Annotated in this window: 10 protein-coding genes; 3 read left to right on the top strand and 7 right to left on the bottom strand. The window is 72.8% G+C overall.

Annotated elements, in window-relative coordinates:
- The first annotated feature begins 25 nt into the window (after positions 1–25).
- Entirely contained in the window at positions 26–2482 is a 2457-nt protein-coding gene (locus tag AB0J55_RS15040) for a M14 family zinc carboxypeptidase (protein ID WP_364248199.1), read from the top strand.
- A gap of 46 nt (positions 2483–2528) precedes the next feature.
- Here the strand turns inward: AB0J55_RS15040 and AB0J55_RS15035 are convergent, their stop codons facing one another.
- The 4 genes from AB0J55_RS15035 to AB0J55_RS15020 all read right to left on the bottom strand — a co-directional run bounded on the left by AB0J55_RS15035 (position 2529) and on the right by AB0J55_RS15020 (position 9661).
- On the bottom strand, positions 2529–3134 hold the full coding sequence (locus tag AB0J55_RS15035; RefSeq protein ID WP_364248067.1) for a LysE family transporter: 606 nt from the start codon (positions 3132–3134) through the stop codon (positions 2529–2531).
- Positions 3135–3234: 100 nt separating this feature from the next.
- Positions 3235–4326: a DnaJ domain-containing protein gene (locus AB0J55_RS15030; RefSeq protein WP_364248065.1), complete on the bottom strand. Its 1092-nt coding sequence runs from the start codon at positions 4324–4326 to the stop codon at positions 3235–3237.
- A gap of 415 nt (positions 4327–4741) precedes the next feature.
- Complete coding sequence (locus AB0J55_RS15025; RefSeq protein ID WP_364248062.1) at positions 4742–6325, bottom strand: AMP-binding protein; 1584 nt, start codon at positions 6323–6325, stop codon at positions 4742–4744.
- Between the two features lie 135 nt (positions 6326–6460).
- Entirely contained in the window at positions 6461–9661 is a 3201-nt protein-coding gene (locus tag AB0J55_RS15020; protein WP_364248059.1) for a hypothetical protein, read from the bottom strand.
- Between the two features lie 116 nt (positions 9662–9777).
- Here AB0J55_RS15020 and AB0J55_RS15015 point away from each other — a divergent pair, with 116 nt between their 5' ends.
- The gene (locus AB0J55_RS15015) at positions 9778–10731 is read left to right on the top strand and encodes a TIGR03557 family F420-dependent LLM class oxidoreductase (protein ID WP_364248057.1); all 954 of its coding nucleotides are present in this window, start codon (positions 9778–9780) and stop codon (positions 10729–10731) included.
- A gap of 57 nt (positions 10732–10788) precedes the next feature.
- Positions 10789–11298: a DinB family protein gene (locus AB0J55_RS15010; protein WP_364248055.1), complete on the top strand. Its 510-nt coding sequence runs from the start codon at positions 10789–10791 to the stop codon at positions 11296–11298.
- A gap of 2 nt (positions 11299–11300) precedes the next feature.
- Here the strand turns inward: AB0J55_RS15010 and AB0J55_RS15005 are convergent, their stop codons facing one another.
- The 3 genes from AB0J55_RS15005 to AB0J55_RS14995 form a co-directional block, all read right to left on the bottom strand.
- Positions 11301–12020 (bottom strand): transporter substrate-binding domain-containing protein, encoded by a 720-nt coding sequence (locus AB0J55_RS15005; protein WP_364248053.1) that lies wholly within the window; start codon positions 12018–12020, stop codon positions 11301–11303.
- Positions 12021–12045: 25 nt separating this feature from the next.
- Positions 12046–13137 carry an aldose epimerase family protein gene (locus AB0J55_RS15000; RefSeq protein WP_364248051.1) on the bottom strand — a complete coding sequence of 364 codons (1092 nt, stop codon included), beginning with the start codon at positions 13135–13137 and terminating at the stop codon, positions 12046–12048.
- Positions 13138–13207: 70 nt separating this feature from the next.
- Positions 13208–14443 carry a helix-turn-helix domain-containing protein gene (locus AB0J55_RS14995; RefSeq protein WP_364248049.1) on the bottom strand — a complete coding sequence of 412 codons (1236 nt, stop codon included), beginning with the start codon at positions 14441–14443 and terminating at the stop codon, positions 13208–13210.
- Positions 14444–14550 lie beyond the last annotated feature (107 nt).

The following is a 14550-nucleotide window of genomic DNA, read 5'->3' as shown; positions in this document are numbered from 1 at the left end:
GGGGAATTCACCAAGACGGCTGGTGATGCTGGCTTCGGCCGTCGCACTGGCCGCAACGTTCGTCGCGCTGCCGGCCGGGACCGCCGGCGCCGCGCAGAACATCCTGCGTGCCGACAAGTCCGTCGCCCGCTCGTGCTTTGCCCAAGTGCTGCCGAAGGGCACTGCGGGCACCGATCGCCGTGAGGTCACGTCCACCGTGGACGGTCTCGTCCAGGCGCGGCTCAAGCCCGCCCAGGGCACCGAAGGCGACTGGGACGTCGCCGTGTTCGACAAGGCCACCGGTGCGGTGGTCGCCGCCTCGGCGGCGTTGCGCACCCACGAACTCGCCGAAAGCTTCGTGAAAAAGGGGCAGGAACTCGTCGTCCAGGGCTGCCGGTACGGCGGCCCGGCCGACCGGGCCCAGCTGGGGATCGACTTCCTGGCGCTGACGCCGCAGGGCACGCCGACCGGCACCCAGCGCGCGGAACTCGTCCGCGTCGAGACGCCGACGCGCGCCGACAAGAACAAGCTGACCGGCCTCGGCCTCGACGTCACCGAAAAGGGCGACGCGACCGGTGTCGAGGTCGTGCTCGCCGGCGACGCCGACCGCAAGACGCTGAAGGACAGCGGCTTCAAGTCGAAGGTCATCGAAGCGGACCTGTCGGCCAAATCGGTCCAGGACGCCAAGACCGACCGCGCGTACGCCGCGACGACGGCCGCGTCGGCGCTGCCGTCCGGGCGCACCAGCTACCGGCACCTCTACGAGTACAACTTCGAAATGAAGGAACTCGCCCGCAAGCACCCGAACCTGGTTTCGGCGTTCACCATGCCGGAATCGACGTGGGAGGGCCGGGACGTCGTCGGCGTCGAGATCGCCACCGACGTCAAGAACACCACCGACGGCAAGCCGGTGAACTTCACCATGGGCGTGCACCACGCCCGCGAGTGGCCGGCCGGCGAGCACGTCATGGAATGGGCGTACGAGCTGGTCAACGGCTACTCGCGCGACGCGGCCATCCGGTCGCTGGTCGGCAAGACGCGCAACATCGTCGTGCCGATCATCAACCCGGACGGCTTCGAGATCTCCCGCGAGGCGGAGCCCAAGGGCGACTTCACCCGCTTCGACTACGAGATGAAGCGCAAGAACTGCAACGTCAGCGACTCGCCGCCGCAGTACGCCACCGGCGTGTGCAAGGCGAACCCGGGCGGCCGCCTGCGCGGCACCGACCCGAACCGCAACTACGCGGGCTTCTGGGGCGGCAACGGCGCCGAGCTGACCTGGAGCGGCGACACCTTCCGCGGGTCCGGGCCGTTCAGCGAGCCCGAGGTGCGGAACGTGCGCTCGATCGTGGCCTCGCGCCAGGTGACCAACCTGCTGACGATGCACACCGTCGCGGCGCTGGTGCTGCGCCCGCCGGGCGTGGCGGACGTCCGCCCGCCGCTGGAGGAGCCGCAGTACAAGGCCCTCGGCGACAAGCTGGCTTCGCGCAACGGCTACACGAGCGAGCCGAGCTGGGCGCTCTACGACACGACCGGCACCACCGAGGACTGGTCGTACTGGGCCACCGGCGGCTGGGGCTTCACCATCGAGGTCGGCGGCAACGGCTTCCACGGCCCGTTCGCCGACAGCGTCGTGGCCGAGTACGCCGGTCTCGCCCCCGCGGCGGGCGCCGGCAAGGGCGGCAACCGCCAGGCGTTCCTGGACATGCTGGGCAACGCGGCCGACCCGCAGCAGCACTCGACGCTGATCGGCTCGGCGCCCAAGGGCTACCAGCTCAAGCTGCACAAGACGTTCCAGACGCCGACGTCGCCGGTGATCCAGCCGGACGGCTCGACCAAGCCGCCGATCTACTACACCGACGACCTGAACTCGAAGTTCACCGCCACCGGCGGGCGCTTCGCCTGGTCGGTCAACCCGTCGACGCGGCCGTACGTGGCCGGCCGGTACGGGCGCGACCCGCAGGGCCCGGCGCAGCAGGGCTTCCCGGTGGCCAACCCGGCGGGCGTGCCGCCGATCAACCAGAACTACCCGGTCGACACCGCGGGTGACTCGTTCACCTTCCACGTCGACGGCCTGCCGAAGGTCGACAACGGGAAGTTCAGCGTCAACATCAACTGGAAGAACACCACGACCGACTGGGACCTCTACGTCTACGACGCGGCGGGCAACCTGGTCAGCTCGTCGGCGAACGGCGGCACGACGTCCGAGCACGCCGTGCTGTTCGACCCGCCCGCCGGCGACTACAAGGCCGTGGTGGTCAACTACGACCAGACCGACCCGAACGCGGTCGACGACTGGACCGGTGACGTGTCGTTCACGTCGCCGATCCCGCCGACGTACGGGACGAAGGAGGCGTACCAGCTGACGTGCTCGTCGCCGAACGGCAAGCTCGTCGGCGTGGCGGACGTCTTCGCCGACCGCGGCCAGACGGTCGACGTCGGCGAGGTCTGCACCCGGTCCGCGCACGCGCAGAAGCAGCGCGCGTCGGGCGGCGCCCGGTAGTTCCCGGTTCGTTCGTGAAGGCCTCCTCGCTCGCGCGAGGGGGCCTTCACGGCGTTACGGCGAGGGTGACACCCAGGACGACGAGAACGGTGCCCACGACGCGGTTCAGGGCCGGTTTCGCGTGGGCGTACCAGCGCCGGGTGGCGGGGGAGGAGAACAGCAGGGCGACGCTCAGGTGCCACGCGGCCGACGCGGCGACGATCAGCGCGACCGCGGCGGCCTTGACGGCGGTGGGTTCGGTGGGCGGGAGCGCCGCGGTGAGAACGCTGCCGAAGAACGCCGCGGCCTTGGGATTGGTGAGATTGCTGAGCACGCCGCGGCGGAACGCGTTGCCGCGGGCGTCGGGCGGCGCGGTTTCGGGGCTTTTCGCGGTCAGCCAGAGGCGAAGACCCAGCCAGGCCAGGTAGGCGCCGCAGACGATCCGCAGGGCGGTGGCCAGCCACGGTTCCCGCGCGAGCAGGGCGCCCAGCCCGAAGACGGCCACGGCGGCCAGCAGCCCGCCGGCGGCGACGACCCCGAGCGCGACGGCGACCGCGGCTCGGCGGGTGCCCGCGGCGGCGGTGTGGGCGATGAGGACGAAGTTGGGGCCGGGGGAGATCGCGGCCGGGAGGTAGGCCAGGAGAACGGTGCCGAGGGCGGCCGCCGGACTCATCGCGCCGGGCTGTGGACGGCCGCCGCCGGGCTGTGGACGGACCCCGCGCGGAGCCCCGAAACCGTCGGTGCCCTCCGGTAGCGTGGAAAACGGGGGCTGCTCACGCGGCCCGGCCGCCTCCGCCGACGACCTGGTCGCGCATCGTCCGCAGCGTCTCGTGGTCCACAGTGGACGGATCGGCGGCCAGCCACCCGCCGATCTTGTGCAGGAACTCCTCCGGCGTCATCGGCGCCACGGGCAGGTCGCCGGGGTCGGCCGTGGTCAGGTCGCCGCTGCGGCTCGGGTACACGATCATCGCCCCGCGCAGCGCCACGCCCGGCAGCAGCTCGCGGTACGCCGCCAGGCTCTCCGCGAGCCGGCTGCCGCCGCCGCGGAACGGCCTTCCGTTGCGCAGGAGCCGGCCGTCCGCCGCCGTCTCGTAGTGCCCGGGCAGCCACAGCTTCGACTCGATCAGCACCAGCCGCTTGCCGCACAGCACCGCGTGGTCCACGTCGGCGAACACCGAGCCCGGCCAGGCGAGGCCGTGGAAGATCCGGGCGCCCGGCAGCCGGGTCAGGTAGCCCTCGAGCAGGTCGGCCGTGAGCCGCTCGGCCAGTTCGTCGCGCTCGGTGCCCGGCGCGCCGAAGACGGTGCGCCCGCCGAACTCCGCGGCGTACGCCTCGCGGGCTTTCGCGGCCCGCAGGTACCCGCGCGCCAGGCGCTGGACCAGCAGCGCGGTGCCGGCGGTGAGCAGCAGCCAGACGATGAGCACCGGCGTGCTGAACCCGACGCCGGTGACCAGGGGCAGCAGCACCAGCACCATCCCGGCCACGGCGACGACCACCGGCGTGTGCCCCGGCCCGCGGTGGCGGCCGTGCCGCATCCGGGTGTCCTCCGCGGCGAAGTGCCACCAGCTCAGGTCTTCGGCGTCGAGTTCGGGCAGGTCGGGGACGAACCCGGGCTCGTCGCCGAACCGCCGCCGGGGGCGCGGCCGGACCGGCACCGGCACCACGGTCGTGCCGCCGTCGTAGCGCGCGCGGGCCGCCGGGTCGCTCAGGACGTCGTAGGCCTCGCGCAGCAGCCGGAACGTGCCGACCGTGCCGCCGCCGTCCGGGTGCATGGTCTTGGCCAGCCGGCGGTAGGCCGTCTTGACGTCGGCCGCCGTGGCGTCCCGGCGGACGCCGAGCACCTCGTAGTAGTCGACCTCGGGCACGCGGGCGTTCACCTCCGGATGGCTGCGCGAAGACTTTATGGGGTCGGGTTCCGGGGCTTGTCACCGCCTCGGCGGCGCGCCCGGGTGATGGTCCCGCGGCGCAGGTCAGGGGCGTGTCAGGAGTTTTGCCGTTGACGGCGTGGGGTGGGCAGGGCCCGGCGGTGGGGCCCGGGGGCGGCGTCCTGCCGGGTGTGCGCGGTGGCCCGTGAGTGTCCATTATGGACTTCGTGTCACCCGGAAGTGTTGCTGCGGCGGAGAAAGCGGCACTCGAGGTGACGTTTGGTAGTCGGATTCCACTCGAATGGCCGTGAACATGTGTTCGAATATCCGGCTAGTCTTGAGGCATGTCCCCGACACCCCTCAGACGTGACGGGCCCAGCGCCACCCCACCTCGGCAGCGGGCCCGTCACCCTCGTCAGCGCTCGCGCAGCAGGTACCGCTGCAGCTTGCCGCTGGCGTTGCGCGGCAGCGCGTCCAGGAACCGCACCCGGCGCGGGTACTTGTACGGCGCGGCAACGGCTTTGGCGTGCTCCTGCAGGGCGTGCACGACGTCCGGGCCCGGGGCGACGCCGGGCCGCAGCACGACGAACGCGGTGACCACGGCGCCCCGGTCCGGGTCGGGTGTGCCGACCACCGCGCATTCGTCGACGTCCGGATGCGTCAGCAGCACCTCTTCGACCTCGGGAGCCGCGATGTTGTAACCGGAAGAGACGATCATGTCGTCGCTGCGCGCCACGAACCGGAAGTACCCGCCGGGCTCGCGGACGTAGGTGTCACCGGTGATGTTCCAGCCGTCGCGCACGTAGCCGCTCTGCCGCGGGTCGCCGAGGTAACGGCAGCCGGTGGGGCCCTGGACCGCGAGCAGCCCCGGTGTGCCGTCCGGCGCGGGACGGCCGTCGAGGTCCAGGACGGCGGCGCGGAAGCCGGGCACCACCTTGCCGGTCCGGCCGGGGCGCACGTCGTCGTCGGCGGCGGAGATGAACACGTGCAGCATCTCCGTGCTGCCGATGCCGTCGATGAGCGGCCGTCCGACGACCTCGCGGTACTGCTCGGCCACGGCGGCGGGCAGCGCTTCCCCGGCGGAGACGGCCCGGCGGACCCCGGCCAGGAGGGGGCCGTCGCCGGCGCCGAGGATCGCGCGGTAGGCGGTGGGTGCGGTGAACAGCACGGTCACCGCCTGCTCGGCGACGGCCGACGCCAGTTCCTTGGGCGTCGCGCGTTCCAGCAGGAGCACCGACGCGCCGGCGTGCAGCGGGAACACCAGCAGGCCGCCCAGTCCGAAGGTGAAGGCCAGCGGCGGCGTACCGCAGAAGACGTCGTCGGCGGTGGGGCGCAGCACGTGCCGGGAGAAGGTGTCGGCGATGGCGAGCAGGTCGCGGTGGAAGTGCATGGTGGCCTTCGGCGTCCCGGTGGTGCCGGAGGTGAAGGCGAGCAGGGCGACGTCGTCGGCGGCGGTCGGCACGTCGGCGAAGGTCGCCGGGTGGCGGGCGCAGCGTCCGGCCAGTTCGGTGCCGTAGGAGACCACGGGCAGGCCGGGCGGCAGCTCGTCGAGGAGGCGCTCGTCGCACAGGGCGACCGTGGGCTGCGCGCGTTCGGTGATCTTGTCGAGCTCACCGCGGCGCAGCATCGGCATCGTCGTGACGGCGACGGCCCCGGCCTTGAGCACGCCGAGCCAGCACGCCGCGAGCCACGGCGTGTTGGTGCCGCGCAGCAGCACGCGGTTCCCGGGCACGACCCCGAGTTCGGCGCTGAGGACGTGCGCGACCCGGTTGGCGCGCGCCAGGACGTCGCCGTAGGTCCAGGTCTCGTGCGGCGAGCGCAGGCAGGGACGGTCCGGCCCGAGGCGGGCGGCGGTGCCGTCGAGCAACACCGTCGCGGCGTTGAGCCGTTCGGGGTAGCGCAGCTCCGGCAGCTCGAACAGAAGCCGCGGCCACTGCTCGGCGGGCGGCAGCCGGTCGCGGCAGAACGAGTCGGTGTGAGCGCTGGGAGTAAGCCTCATCGCAGCCCCTTTGCCTCGGCTGTCCCGCCCGCAGGATCGCCCTGCCCCGGGCAATGTAACACTCGTTGCGACCGTCGAGAAGGCGCAATGTCGCCTCCCTGACGGCGGCTACCCGGGGGCGATGTGGCGTGACGCTCAGTCGGCAGTCAGCGTGTCGAGCTCGGCGATGATGGCCGGGTAGGCCTCCGGGCAGCGGTCGACGAGGTCTTCGACGACGTAGGCCCAGTCGTCCTCGGTCAGCTCCTTGAGCAGCGCCTCCTCGGGGGACAGGCCCTTGGTGGGCGGTCCGAAATAGCGGGCGGGGACCACGGAGATCGCCGTCTCGTACCGCCGTTCCCCGATGAGGGTGCCTGCGCCGGAGGTTTCCTGGCCGACCTCGGTCAGGCTCCGGATCCGGGTGGAGCACAGCTTCACCACGCGTCGTGCCTGCCCGGCCACCAGCCTGGATCCGGCTTTGAGGTCTTCCTCGGCCGGTTGGGCGACGGCCGCGAGGCGGCTGATCAGGTCGCGCGTGCGGGCGCGGTCACCCCAGTCCGCCGTGACCGCGATCATCCGGAGCAGGCCGCTCATCGTGTCGATGGGATCGGTGAAGGCCTCGACGAGCTGCCCGGTCTCGTCCAGCAGATCCCCGTCACGCGTGTCGCGGGCCACCAGCAGGACCGCGCCCGCGCGGTCCCGGAGGTCGGCAGCCTTCCGGGCGACGGCTCGCGCGCGTTCGGGGAGGCCGGCGGCCAAGGCGGCTCGGATGAGGTCGAGCCGCGGCCGCCATTCCAGGGCCGGGTCGGCCACCCGGGACAGCGCACGCTCGGCGCGGTCGAGGTCACCGGCCGCCACCGCGCCTTCGGTGACGGCAGCCCACGCGGAGGCTCGCGCTTTCGGATCGGTCAACCGGGCGGCTTGGTGTTCCGCCCGGTCGAAATCCCCGTGGTCGGCCATGGTCCTGATCCACAGCACGGAAACGCGCTGGTCGTTCTCGCCGACGAGCCCGCGGGCCACCCGTTCGGTCAGCCGGAGTACTTCGGTGCCTTCGTCCAGCTTGCGGTTCCGCAGGAGTGCTGCTGCCACGGAGAAGACCGCATTCGCGTCCCGGCCGCATTCGGCGTACTTGCGGGCGATCGTCACGGCCTGCTGCGGGTCTCCGGTTTCCGCGATCGCCGACGCGATGGCGATCAAAGCTTCCTGGTGCCGGGCGGGCTCCGACTCCGCCTGGGCAATGCCGAGTGCCTCGTCCGTCAGGCGGTTCGCCGTGGCCGGATCGTCGGTGCCGATCGACCAGGCGACCTCCGCCAGCCTGACGCTGAGCACCAGCGGTTCCGAGGTCATCCGGGCGATGGCTTCGGCACGGTGGCTGTCCCGCCTGGCCGTGATCCGGATGACCGATTTCAACCATTTTTCGCGCTTTTTCGCGTCCTCCATCGTGTCCAGAATTCGCAGCGCCCGCTCTTCGTCTCCGGTTTGCGCGGCGGCGGCCGCCACGGGGCCGGGGGACGTGGTCATTCTGGCGAGGCGGTCCGCCGACAGCGCGGTTTCCGCGTTCTCCAGCCACTTTTCGGTGTCGGCCTGCCGATCCAGTTCGGCGGCGGCCACGGCCATTGCGCCCCACGCCTGAGCACGTCCGTGCGACTCGGTGCCGTCCAGCAGTTGTCCGGCCTCGGTCAGGAGCGAGTCCGCTCGATCGGGTGCGTCCGCGGCGGCCGCGACGGCCAGTTGAGCGAAGGCTTCCGCGCGCCCGGCAGGGTGCTGGACGAGCGCGGCCACGCGACGGGCCCGGTCGTGGTCGCCGGCTCGCGCGATGGCTCTGGCGACCGAAACGACCGGGCCGGCGCCCCAGAACTGGTTGAACGCCGCCGCGAGCTCTTCCGCCCGGTGCAGCAAGCGTGCTGTGTCGCGGGGGTTGCCTTCGGCGCGGCAGACATCCGCGGTGCTGATCAGGGCCTGGATGCGCTCATACGGCTGCCGGATCGCATCGATCATGGCTTCCGCCTGGTCCAGCCGGCCGAGCAGCGCCCACCCCGACGGCAGGCCCAGCGGCAGCCGGCTGTTGCCCCGGAGCAGGTGCACCCGGTGGACCGCGAGCCGGGCCAGCGCGACGAGATCCGGCTTCGGCGCCGCAAGGATCAGGTTCTGCGTCGAACGGATCTCGCCCAGGGCGACACCGTCGCCGCCGACGCGGAGGAGGGCGAGGCGGTGGCGGTGCGGGTTCGTGGCGCACGCCAGCATGCGGAGGAGGTCCTGCTCCGCCAGCAGCACCGCGAAATAGCCTCGGACGAGGTACTCGGGCGTGTCCGTCGGCCACCGCCGGGCGGCGTAGCCGTCGGCCCAGTCGTGCAGGCGCTGCCGGTAACCGGCCAGCCGGGCGCCCAGCATCTCCCGCGCCGTGACCAGGAGCTGTTCGTGGGCCAGGACGAGGACGTCCGCGAGGCCGGGGCGCTCCGGTGGGCGGCGGGCGAAGCTGCGTCCCGTCGCGGTGCTCAGGCAGTCCTCGATCTCCCACTCCGAGGTGCCGGTCAGCTCGGCCAGGTCCGGGGTGGTGAGGCCCCCGCCTGCCGCGGTGAGGAGGCCCAGCATGTCCTGCTCCGCCGTAGACCCGCGGAGGAGGCGTTTCAGGTCCCGTTCCTTCGCATCGCGCACCGCGCGGGCCTTCGCCGACGGGGCGAGCGGGCGGATGATCGCCGGCGAGCGCAGGGGGTGGTGGTCGGGGACGTCGGTGGGGAGCGGGGGGCTGCTGCGCCCGGACACGATCACGCGCATCCCGGCCGGTGGCTGGACCGGGAGCAGGGCCGCGATGCTGTGGGCGTCCGGGCTGCCGTCGCGGCCCAGGTCCTCGTCCAGCCCGTCCACGACGAGCGCGAACTGCTCCCCGCGCCGGCGGCAGTCCTGTGCCACCTCGGCGAGCAGGCCCCGCAGCTGGGCCTCGCGGGTCGACTCCGTCGACGACGGGAGCGGGGTGCCGCGGACCGCGCAGAGCTGTTCGAGCACGTTGTCGACGAACGCGCGGCGATCGCTCTGGCCGGGCTGGCTTCCCGTGATGAAGAACGCGACCAGCCGGACGCCCGGCGGCGGGTGCAGCACGAAGGTGGTCAGCAGCGCGGACTTCCCCGACCAGGCGTCGGCCTGCCACCAGGCATAGGCGCCCTCGGTGTCCGGAGAAGTGCAGAACCGGGCGAGCTCCGCGAGTTCGTCCTCGCGATCGACCAGGCTCGGGGGCGCGAGGGACTCGACGCGGGTCAGGTAGTGGCTGCGCGCCGGGCCGGGCGCGCCGACGTGGACGCCACCCCGGACCGTCCCGACCTGGAGCACCGGCCCGGTGAAGCGGCCCGAAGCGGAGTTCGTCACCCGGCCATCATCCTGGGGCGGGTGGACGCCGGGCGGCGTTGTCCGGGATCTGTCACGTTCTCCGCGAACGGGTGACGAGCGGGTTTCGGCGGCCACCGCGGTGGTAGCCGAGGGGCATGGTGAGCGTCGGTTACTTCCTGTCCTCCGAAGAGTTCTCCCCGCGTGAGCTGGTCCGGCAGGCCCGGCTCGCCGAGGCCGCCGGGTTCGAGCGGCTGTGGATCTCCGATCACTTCCACCCCTGGCTGGACGAACAGGGGAACAGCCCGTTCGTGTGGTCGGTGATCGGGGCGCTCAGCGAAGTCACCTCGCTGCCGATCTCGACCGCCGTGACCTGCCCGATCATCCGGATGCACCCCGCGCTGGTCGCGCAGGCCGCCGCCACCGCCGCCGTGCAGTGCGAGGGGCGGTTCGTGCTCGGGGTCGGGACCGGGGAGGCGCTCAACGAGCACGTCACCGGGCTGCCTTGGCCGCCGCCGCAGGTGCGGCTGGAGATGCTCGAAGAGGCCATCGACGTCATCCGCGCCCTGCACAGCGGCGAGGAGGTCAACCACCGCGGGCAGTACTACACCGTGGACCACGCCCGGCTCTACACCCTGCCGGACGAACCCGTCCTGATCTACGTCTCCGCGTTCGGTCCCGAGGCCACCGAGCTGGCCGCCCGCACCGGCGACGGCTTCTGCACCGTCATGCCGGACGCCGGCCTGGTGCAGAAGTACCGCGAAGCCGGCGGCGGTGACCGGCCCGTGCAGGGCGGCCTGAAGGTGTGCTGGGCCGCGTCCGAAGCCGAAGGGGTCCGGACGGCGCACCAGCGCTGGCGCAACGAACTGCTGCCCGGCAAGTTGCCCTCGACGCTGCCGACCCCGGCCGACTACGACGCCGCGGCGAGCCTGGTGACCGAGGACATGGTCCGCGAGCAGTTCGCGTGCGGGCCCGACGCCGACCGGCACGTCGAAGCCGTCCGGGAGTTCGCCGACGCCGGGTTCGACGAGGTGTACGTCCAGCAGATCGGGCCGGACCAGGACGCGTTCTTCGACGCCTGGCGCACCCAGGTGCTGCCGCGGCTGTCCTGAGGCGGATCACCCCTGCGTGGCGCGCGGCCGGGGCAGGCGCCCAGTAGCTTTTCGATCATGGTCGAGACGCCCGAACCCCCGCCGACGCTGGCCGATCCGCGCGCCTTGCTGCTGGGCTACCTCGACCACAACGCCACCGCCGTGCTGCGCAAGCTCGACGGCCTCTCCGACCGGGACGCCCGCCGCAGCGTGCTGCCGTCGGGGTGGACGCCGCTGGGCATGGTCAAGCACCTCGCCTGCACCGAACGCTTCTGGATCCGGTACCTGTTCGCCGGCGAGGACGTCGACTTCACCTGGCCGGGGACCGCCGACCGGGAGTGGTTCGCCGCCCCGGCGGAATCGGCCGCGGACATCACGGCCTTCTTCCGCGCCGAGCGCGAAAACTGCGCCCGGCTCGCCGCGGTGACGCCGCTGGAGGGCCGGGCCGCCCGCACCGTCCGCCGCGGCGGCGCCGAAGAGCACCCCACGTTCGCGTGGGTCCTGTTCCACCTGGTGCAGAACTTCGCCCGGCACGCCGGGCACATGGACGTCGGCCGCGAGCTGATCGACGGCGTGACCGGCCGGTGACGTCAGGCCGGGGGCGCGACCGTCGCGTCCGGCTGGTTCGCGCGGCGCAGGGCCTCGGCGACGAACCCGCTCGCCTTCAGCTCTTCGACCAGCCCGCGCAGGAACGCGATCGTCTCCGGACGGCGATCCGGGGTGGTGCCGGCGGCCTGCCGGATTTCCATGAAGCGCTCGGGGAGCACCCGGGTCCCCGGGTGGGCGGCGGCGTAGGCGGTCATCGGCTGCCGGATCCCGGCCGCGACCTCGAGCCCCTGCGCCTCGAACACCGTGACGCCGTCCTCGCCGCGCACGATCGTCGCGTGCCGCAGGGTCCGTGTCAGGTACAGGTCGTAGGCGGAACCCTGCTTGACGCCGACCCGGACGTCCGGGCGGTCGACGTCGGCGGGCGAGGTGAACGGCGAGTCCTCCGCCACGACGTACACGCCTTCGATGAGGACGTACGGCGCCGTGAACGCCACCTCGGCCGCGCGGGCGGGCTCGATCGCCAGGAAGCAGAGGTCGGCCGCGCCCGAGGTCAGCGCCTCGAACGACTTCCGGGCCGCGTCGAAGCAGACGAACTCCACCGGCACGCCCAGCCGCGCGGCCGCTTCGCGGGCGATGTCGACGGTGACGCCGCCCGGCTGCTCCGGCGTGCCGTGGGCGAGGACCGGGTTGCCGAGGTTGACCGCGGCGCGCAGCGTGCCCGTGGGCGCGAGGTCGGCGGCGACGGCGGAAAGGTCTCCCATGATCGCGAGCGTATCGGGCGCGCGCTCAGGCCGCCGGTGGCTCCTCCGCCGTGGCCAGGGCGAACACCGTCTCCTGGTGGTAGACCTCGCCCGGCCGGAGCACCGTGCCGGGGAAGTCCGGCCGGTTCGGCGAGTCCGGGAAGTGCTGCGCCTCCAACGCGAATCCCGCCCCGCGGTGGTACGGGCGGCCGCTGGTGCCGGTCAGGTCCGCGGTGAGGTAGTTACCCGAATAGAACTGCAGGCCCGGTTCGGTCGTCTGCATCGTGAGCAGCCGCCCGGACGCCGGGTCCCACGCGCGGGCGGCGAACGGCGCGCCGTCGTCGAGCACCCAGTTGTGGTCGTAGCCGTGCCCGATCACCAGCTGGGGGTCGGGCTCGCCGAGCCGGGCGCCGATCGGCACCGCCCGGCGGAAGTCGAACGGCGTGCCCTCGACCGGGACCGGGGCGCCGGCCGGGATGAGGTCGTCGCCGGTGGGGCAGTACCGGCTCGCGGCGAGCTCCAGCCACTGCTCGTGGACGTCGCCGGTGCCTTCGCCGGCCAGGTTCCAGTAGGTGTGGTTGGTCAGGTTGACGACCGTCGGCGCGTCGGTGGTCGCGCGGTAGGTGATGCGCAGCCGGTCACGGGTGTCGACGCGGTAGGTCACCTCGGTGTCGAGCCGGCCGGGGTAGCCCTGGTCGCCGTCCGGGCTGACCAGGGTGAGCCGCAGCGCCACGCCGTCGGCGTCGCGGAGCTCCTCCGCCGACCACACGCGCGTGTCGAACCCGGCGGGGCCGCCGTGCAGGCTGTTCTTGCCGTTGTTGAGCGGCACCCGGTACTGGACGCCGTCGAGGGTGAAGGTGCCGCCGGCGATCCGGTTGGCGAACCGGCCGATCACCGCGCCCAGGAACACCCGGTCCACCCCCGGCCGGTTGTTGGCGACATACCCGCCGAGGTCCGGGAAGCCGAGGACGACGTTGCCCGGCCGGCCGGCGCGGTCCGGCGCGTCCAGCGACTGGATGACCCCGCCGTAGTCGAGGACGCGCACGGTCAGCCCGCCGGGACGGCCGAGGGTGTACCGGTGGACGTCCGTGCCGTCGGCGCGGCCGAAGAACTCCCGGGTCAGTTCGGGTGCGGGCATCGGCAGCTCCTCCAACCGGCTGTTAGCGCTAACAGCATCGGGAAACCCTAGGCTCGGGTGTCCCGCGCGGTCAAGCGCGGTCGGCCGGGGTGCCCAGCAGCCGGTGGGCGGTCAGCGCCATCTGGATCTCCAGCCGTTTCGCCGGGTCCGCCAGGCGGTCGCCGAACAACTCGCCCAGCTGGCTCACCCGGTAGCGGACCGTCTGCGGGTGGATCGCCAGCGCCTGGGCGATGTCCGGGGTGTTGCCGTTGTGCTCCAGCCAGCACAGCAGCGTCTCGGCCAGCCGGGTCCGCTGCTTCACCGTCAGGTTCGCGAGAGGGGCGAGCGCCTTCGCCGACAGCTCGTCCAGCAGGAACCGGTCGGCGAGCAGCCAGTGCGTCGCCAGGTGGTCGGCCGTGTGCGTGACCGGGTGGTCGCCGGCCAGGCCGCGGCGGACCAGGTCGAGCGTGCGGCGGGCCCACCGCAGCGACGTCGCCGCGTCGGCCGGGCGGACCCGGGGGCCGACCGCCGCGCGCCAGCCCGGCAGCCGGCCTTCGAGGCCGCGCAGGTCGCGGTCCGGGTTCGGGGTGAGCAGGCACGGCTCGGGACCTTCCAGGTCCAGCAGCACGTCGGCGGCGACCTGTGGGGTCGGCGGCTGCTCGCCGCGCGGATCGAGCGCGACGACCGCGACCCGGTCCGGGAGGGGCCACTGCGCCGCCTCGGCCATCGTCGCCAGCGTGGCCGGGGACGACGGCGGGGTGGCGAGCAGCAGTTCGAACAACCGGCGGCGGCGGCGCTCGAGCGTGCCCGTCGCCATCGCCTGCGCCAAGGTGTACCCCTCGACCGAGTAGGAGGAAATCTCCTCCACGTAGGCGAAAATGGCTTCGGCGCCGACGCACAGCACCGCCGCCGGGAACCGGTGGGCCTGGCCCAGCTCGGCCACGTACCGCCACGCCGCGCGGCCGCCCGCGCGGTAGGCGGCCTGCAGGGAATTGAGGCTGCCGCCGTCGTGGTGGACGCGCTTTCCCACCTCCACGAACAACTTCGGCCAGGTGTCCGGTGTGGACACCGGATCGCCGATGCTGTCGATGCAGCTGAGCACGGCCTGCTCGATCGCCAGCACGATCATCTTGCCGAACTCGCCTTCGAGGGGCTTGGCGTATTCCGGCACGGCGCGCTGGACCTCTTCGAGGATCCGCCGGGCGAGCGGGTCGGCGTGCGGCCGGAACCGCCCGGCGAGTTCCGTCGGCAGGGAGCACCACAGCTGCCGCGCCCGGCCGGTGCCCCGCGGCTGCGGGATCGCCGCCTGCGTGATCGTCCCGGTCATGGCACACACCCCTTGCCGCGCCTCGTGGGAAGTTCGCGCCGCCGTCGGCGCGGACGCCATGTACTCACACGGGATCGGGATTGGCAACCGCCACCCCTGCCCCGGGA

Source organism: Amycolatopsis sp. NPDC049688 (genome assembly GCF_040674975.1).
GTDB lineage: Bacteria > Actinomycetota > Actinomycetes > Mycobacteriales > Pseudonocardiaceae > Amycolatopsis.
This window is presented reverse-complemented; position numbering and strand designations above follow the sequence as displayed.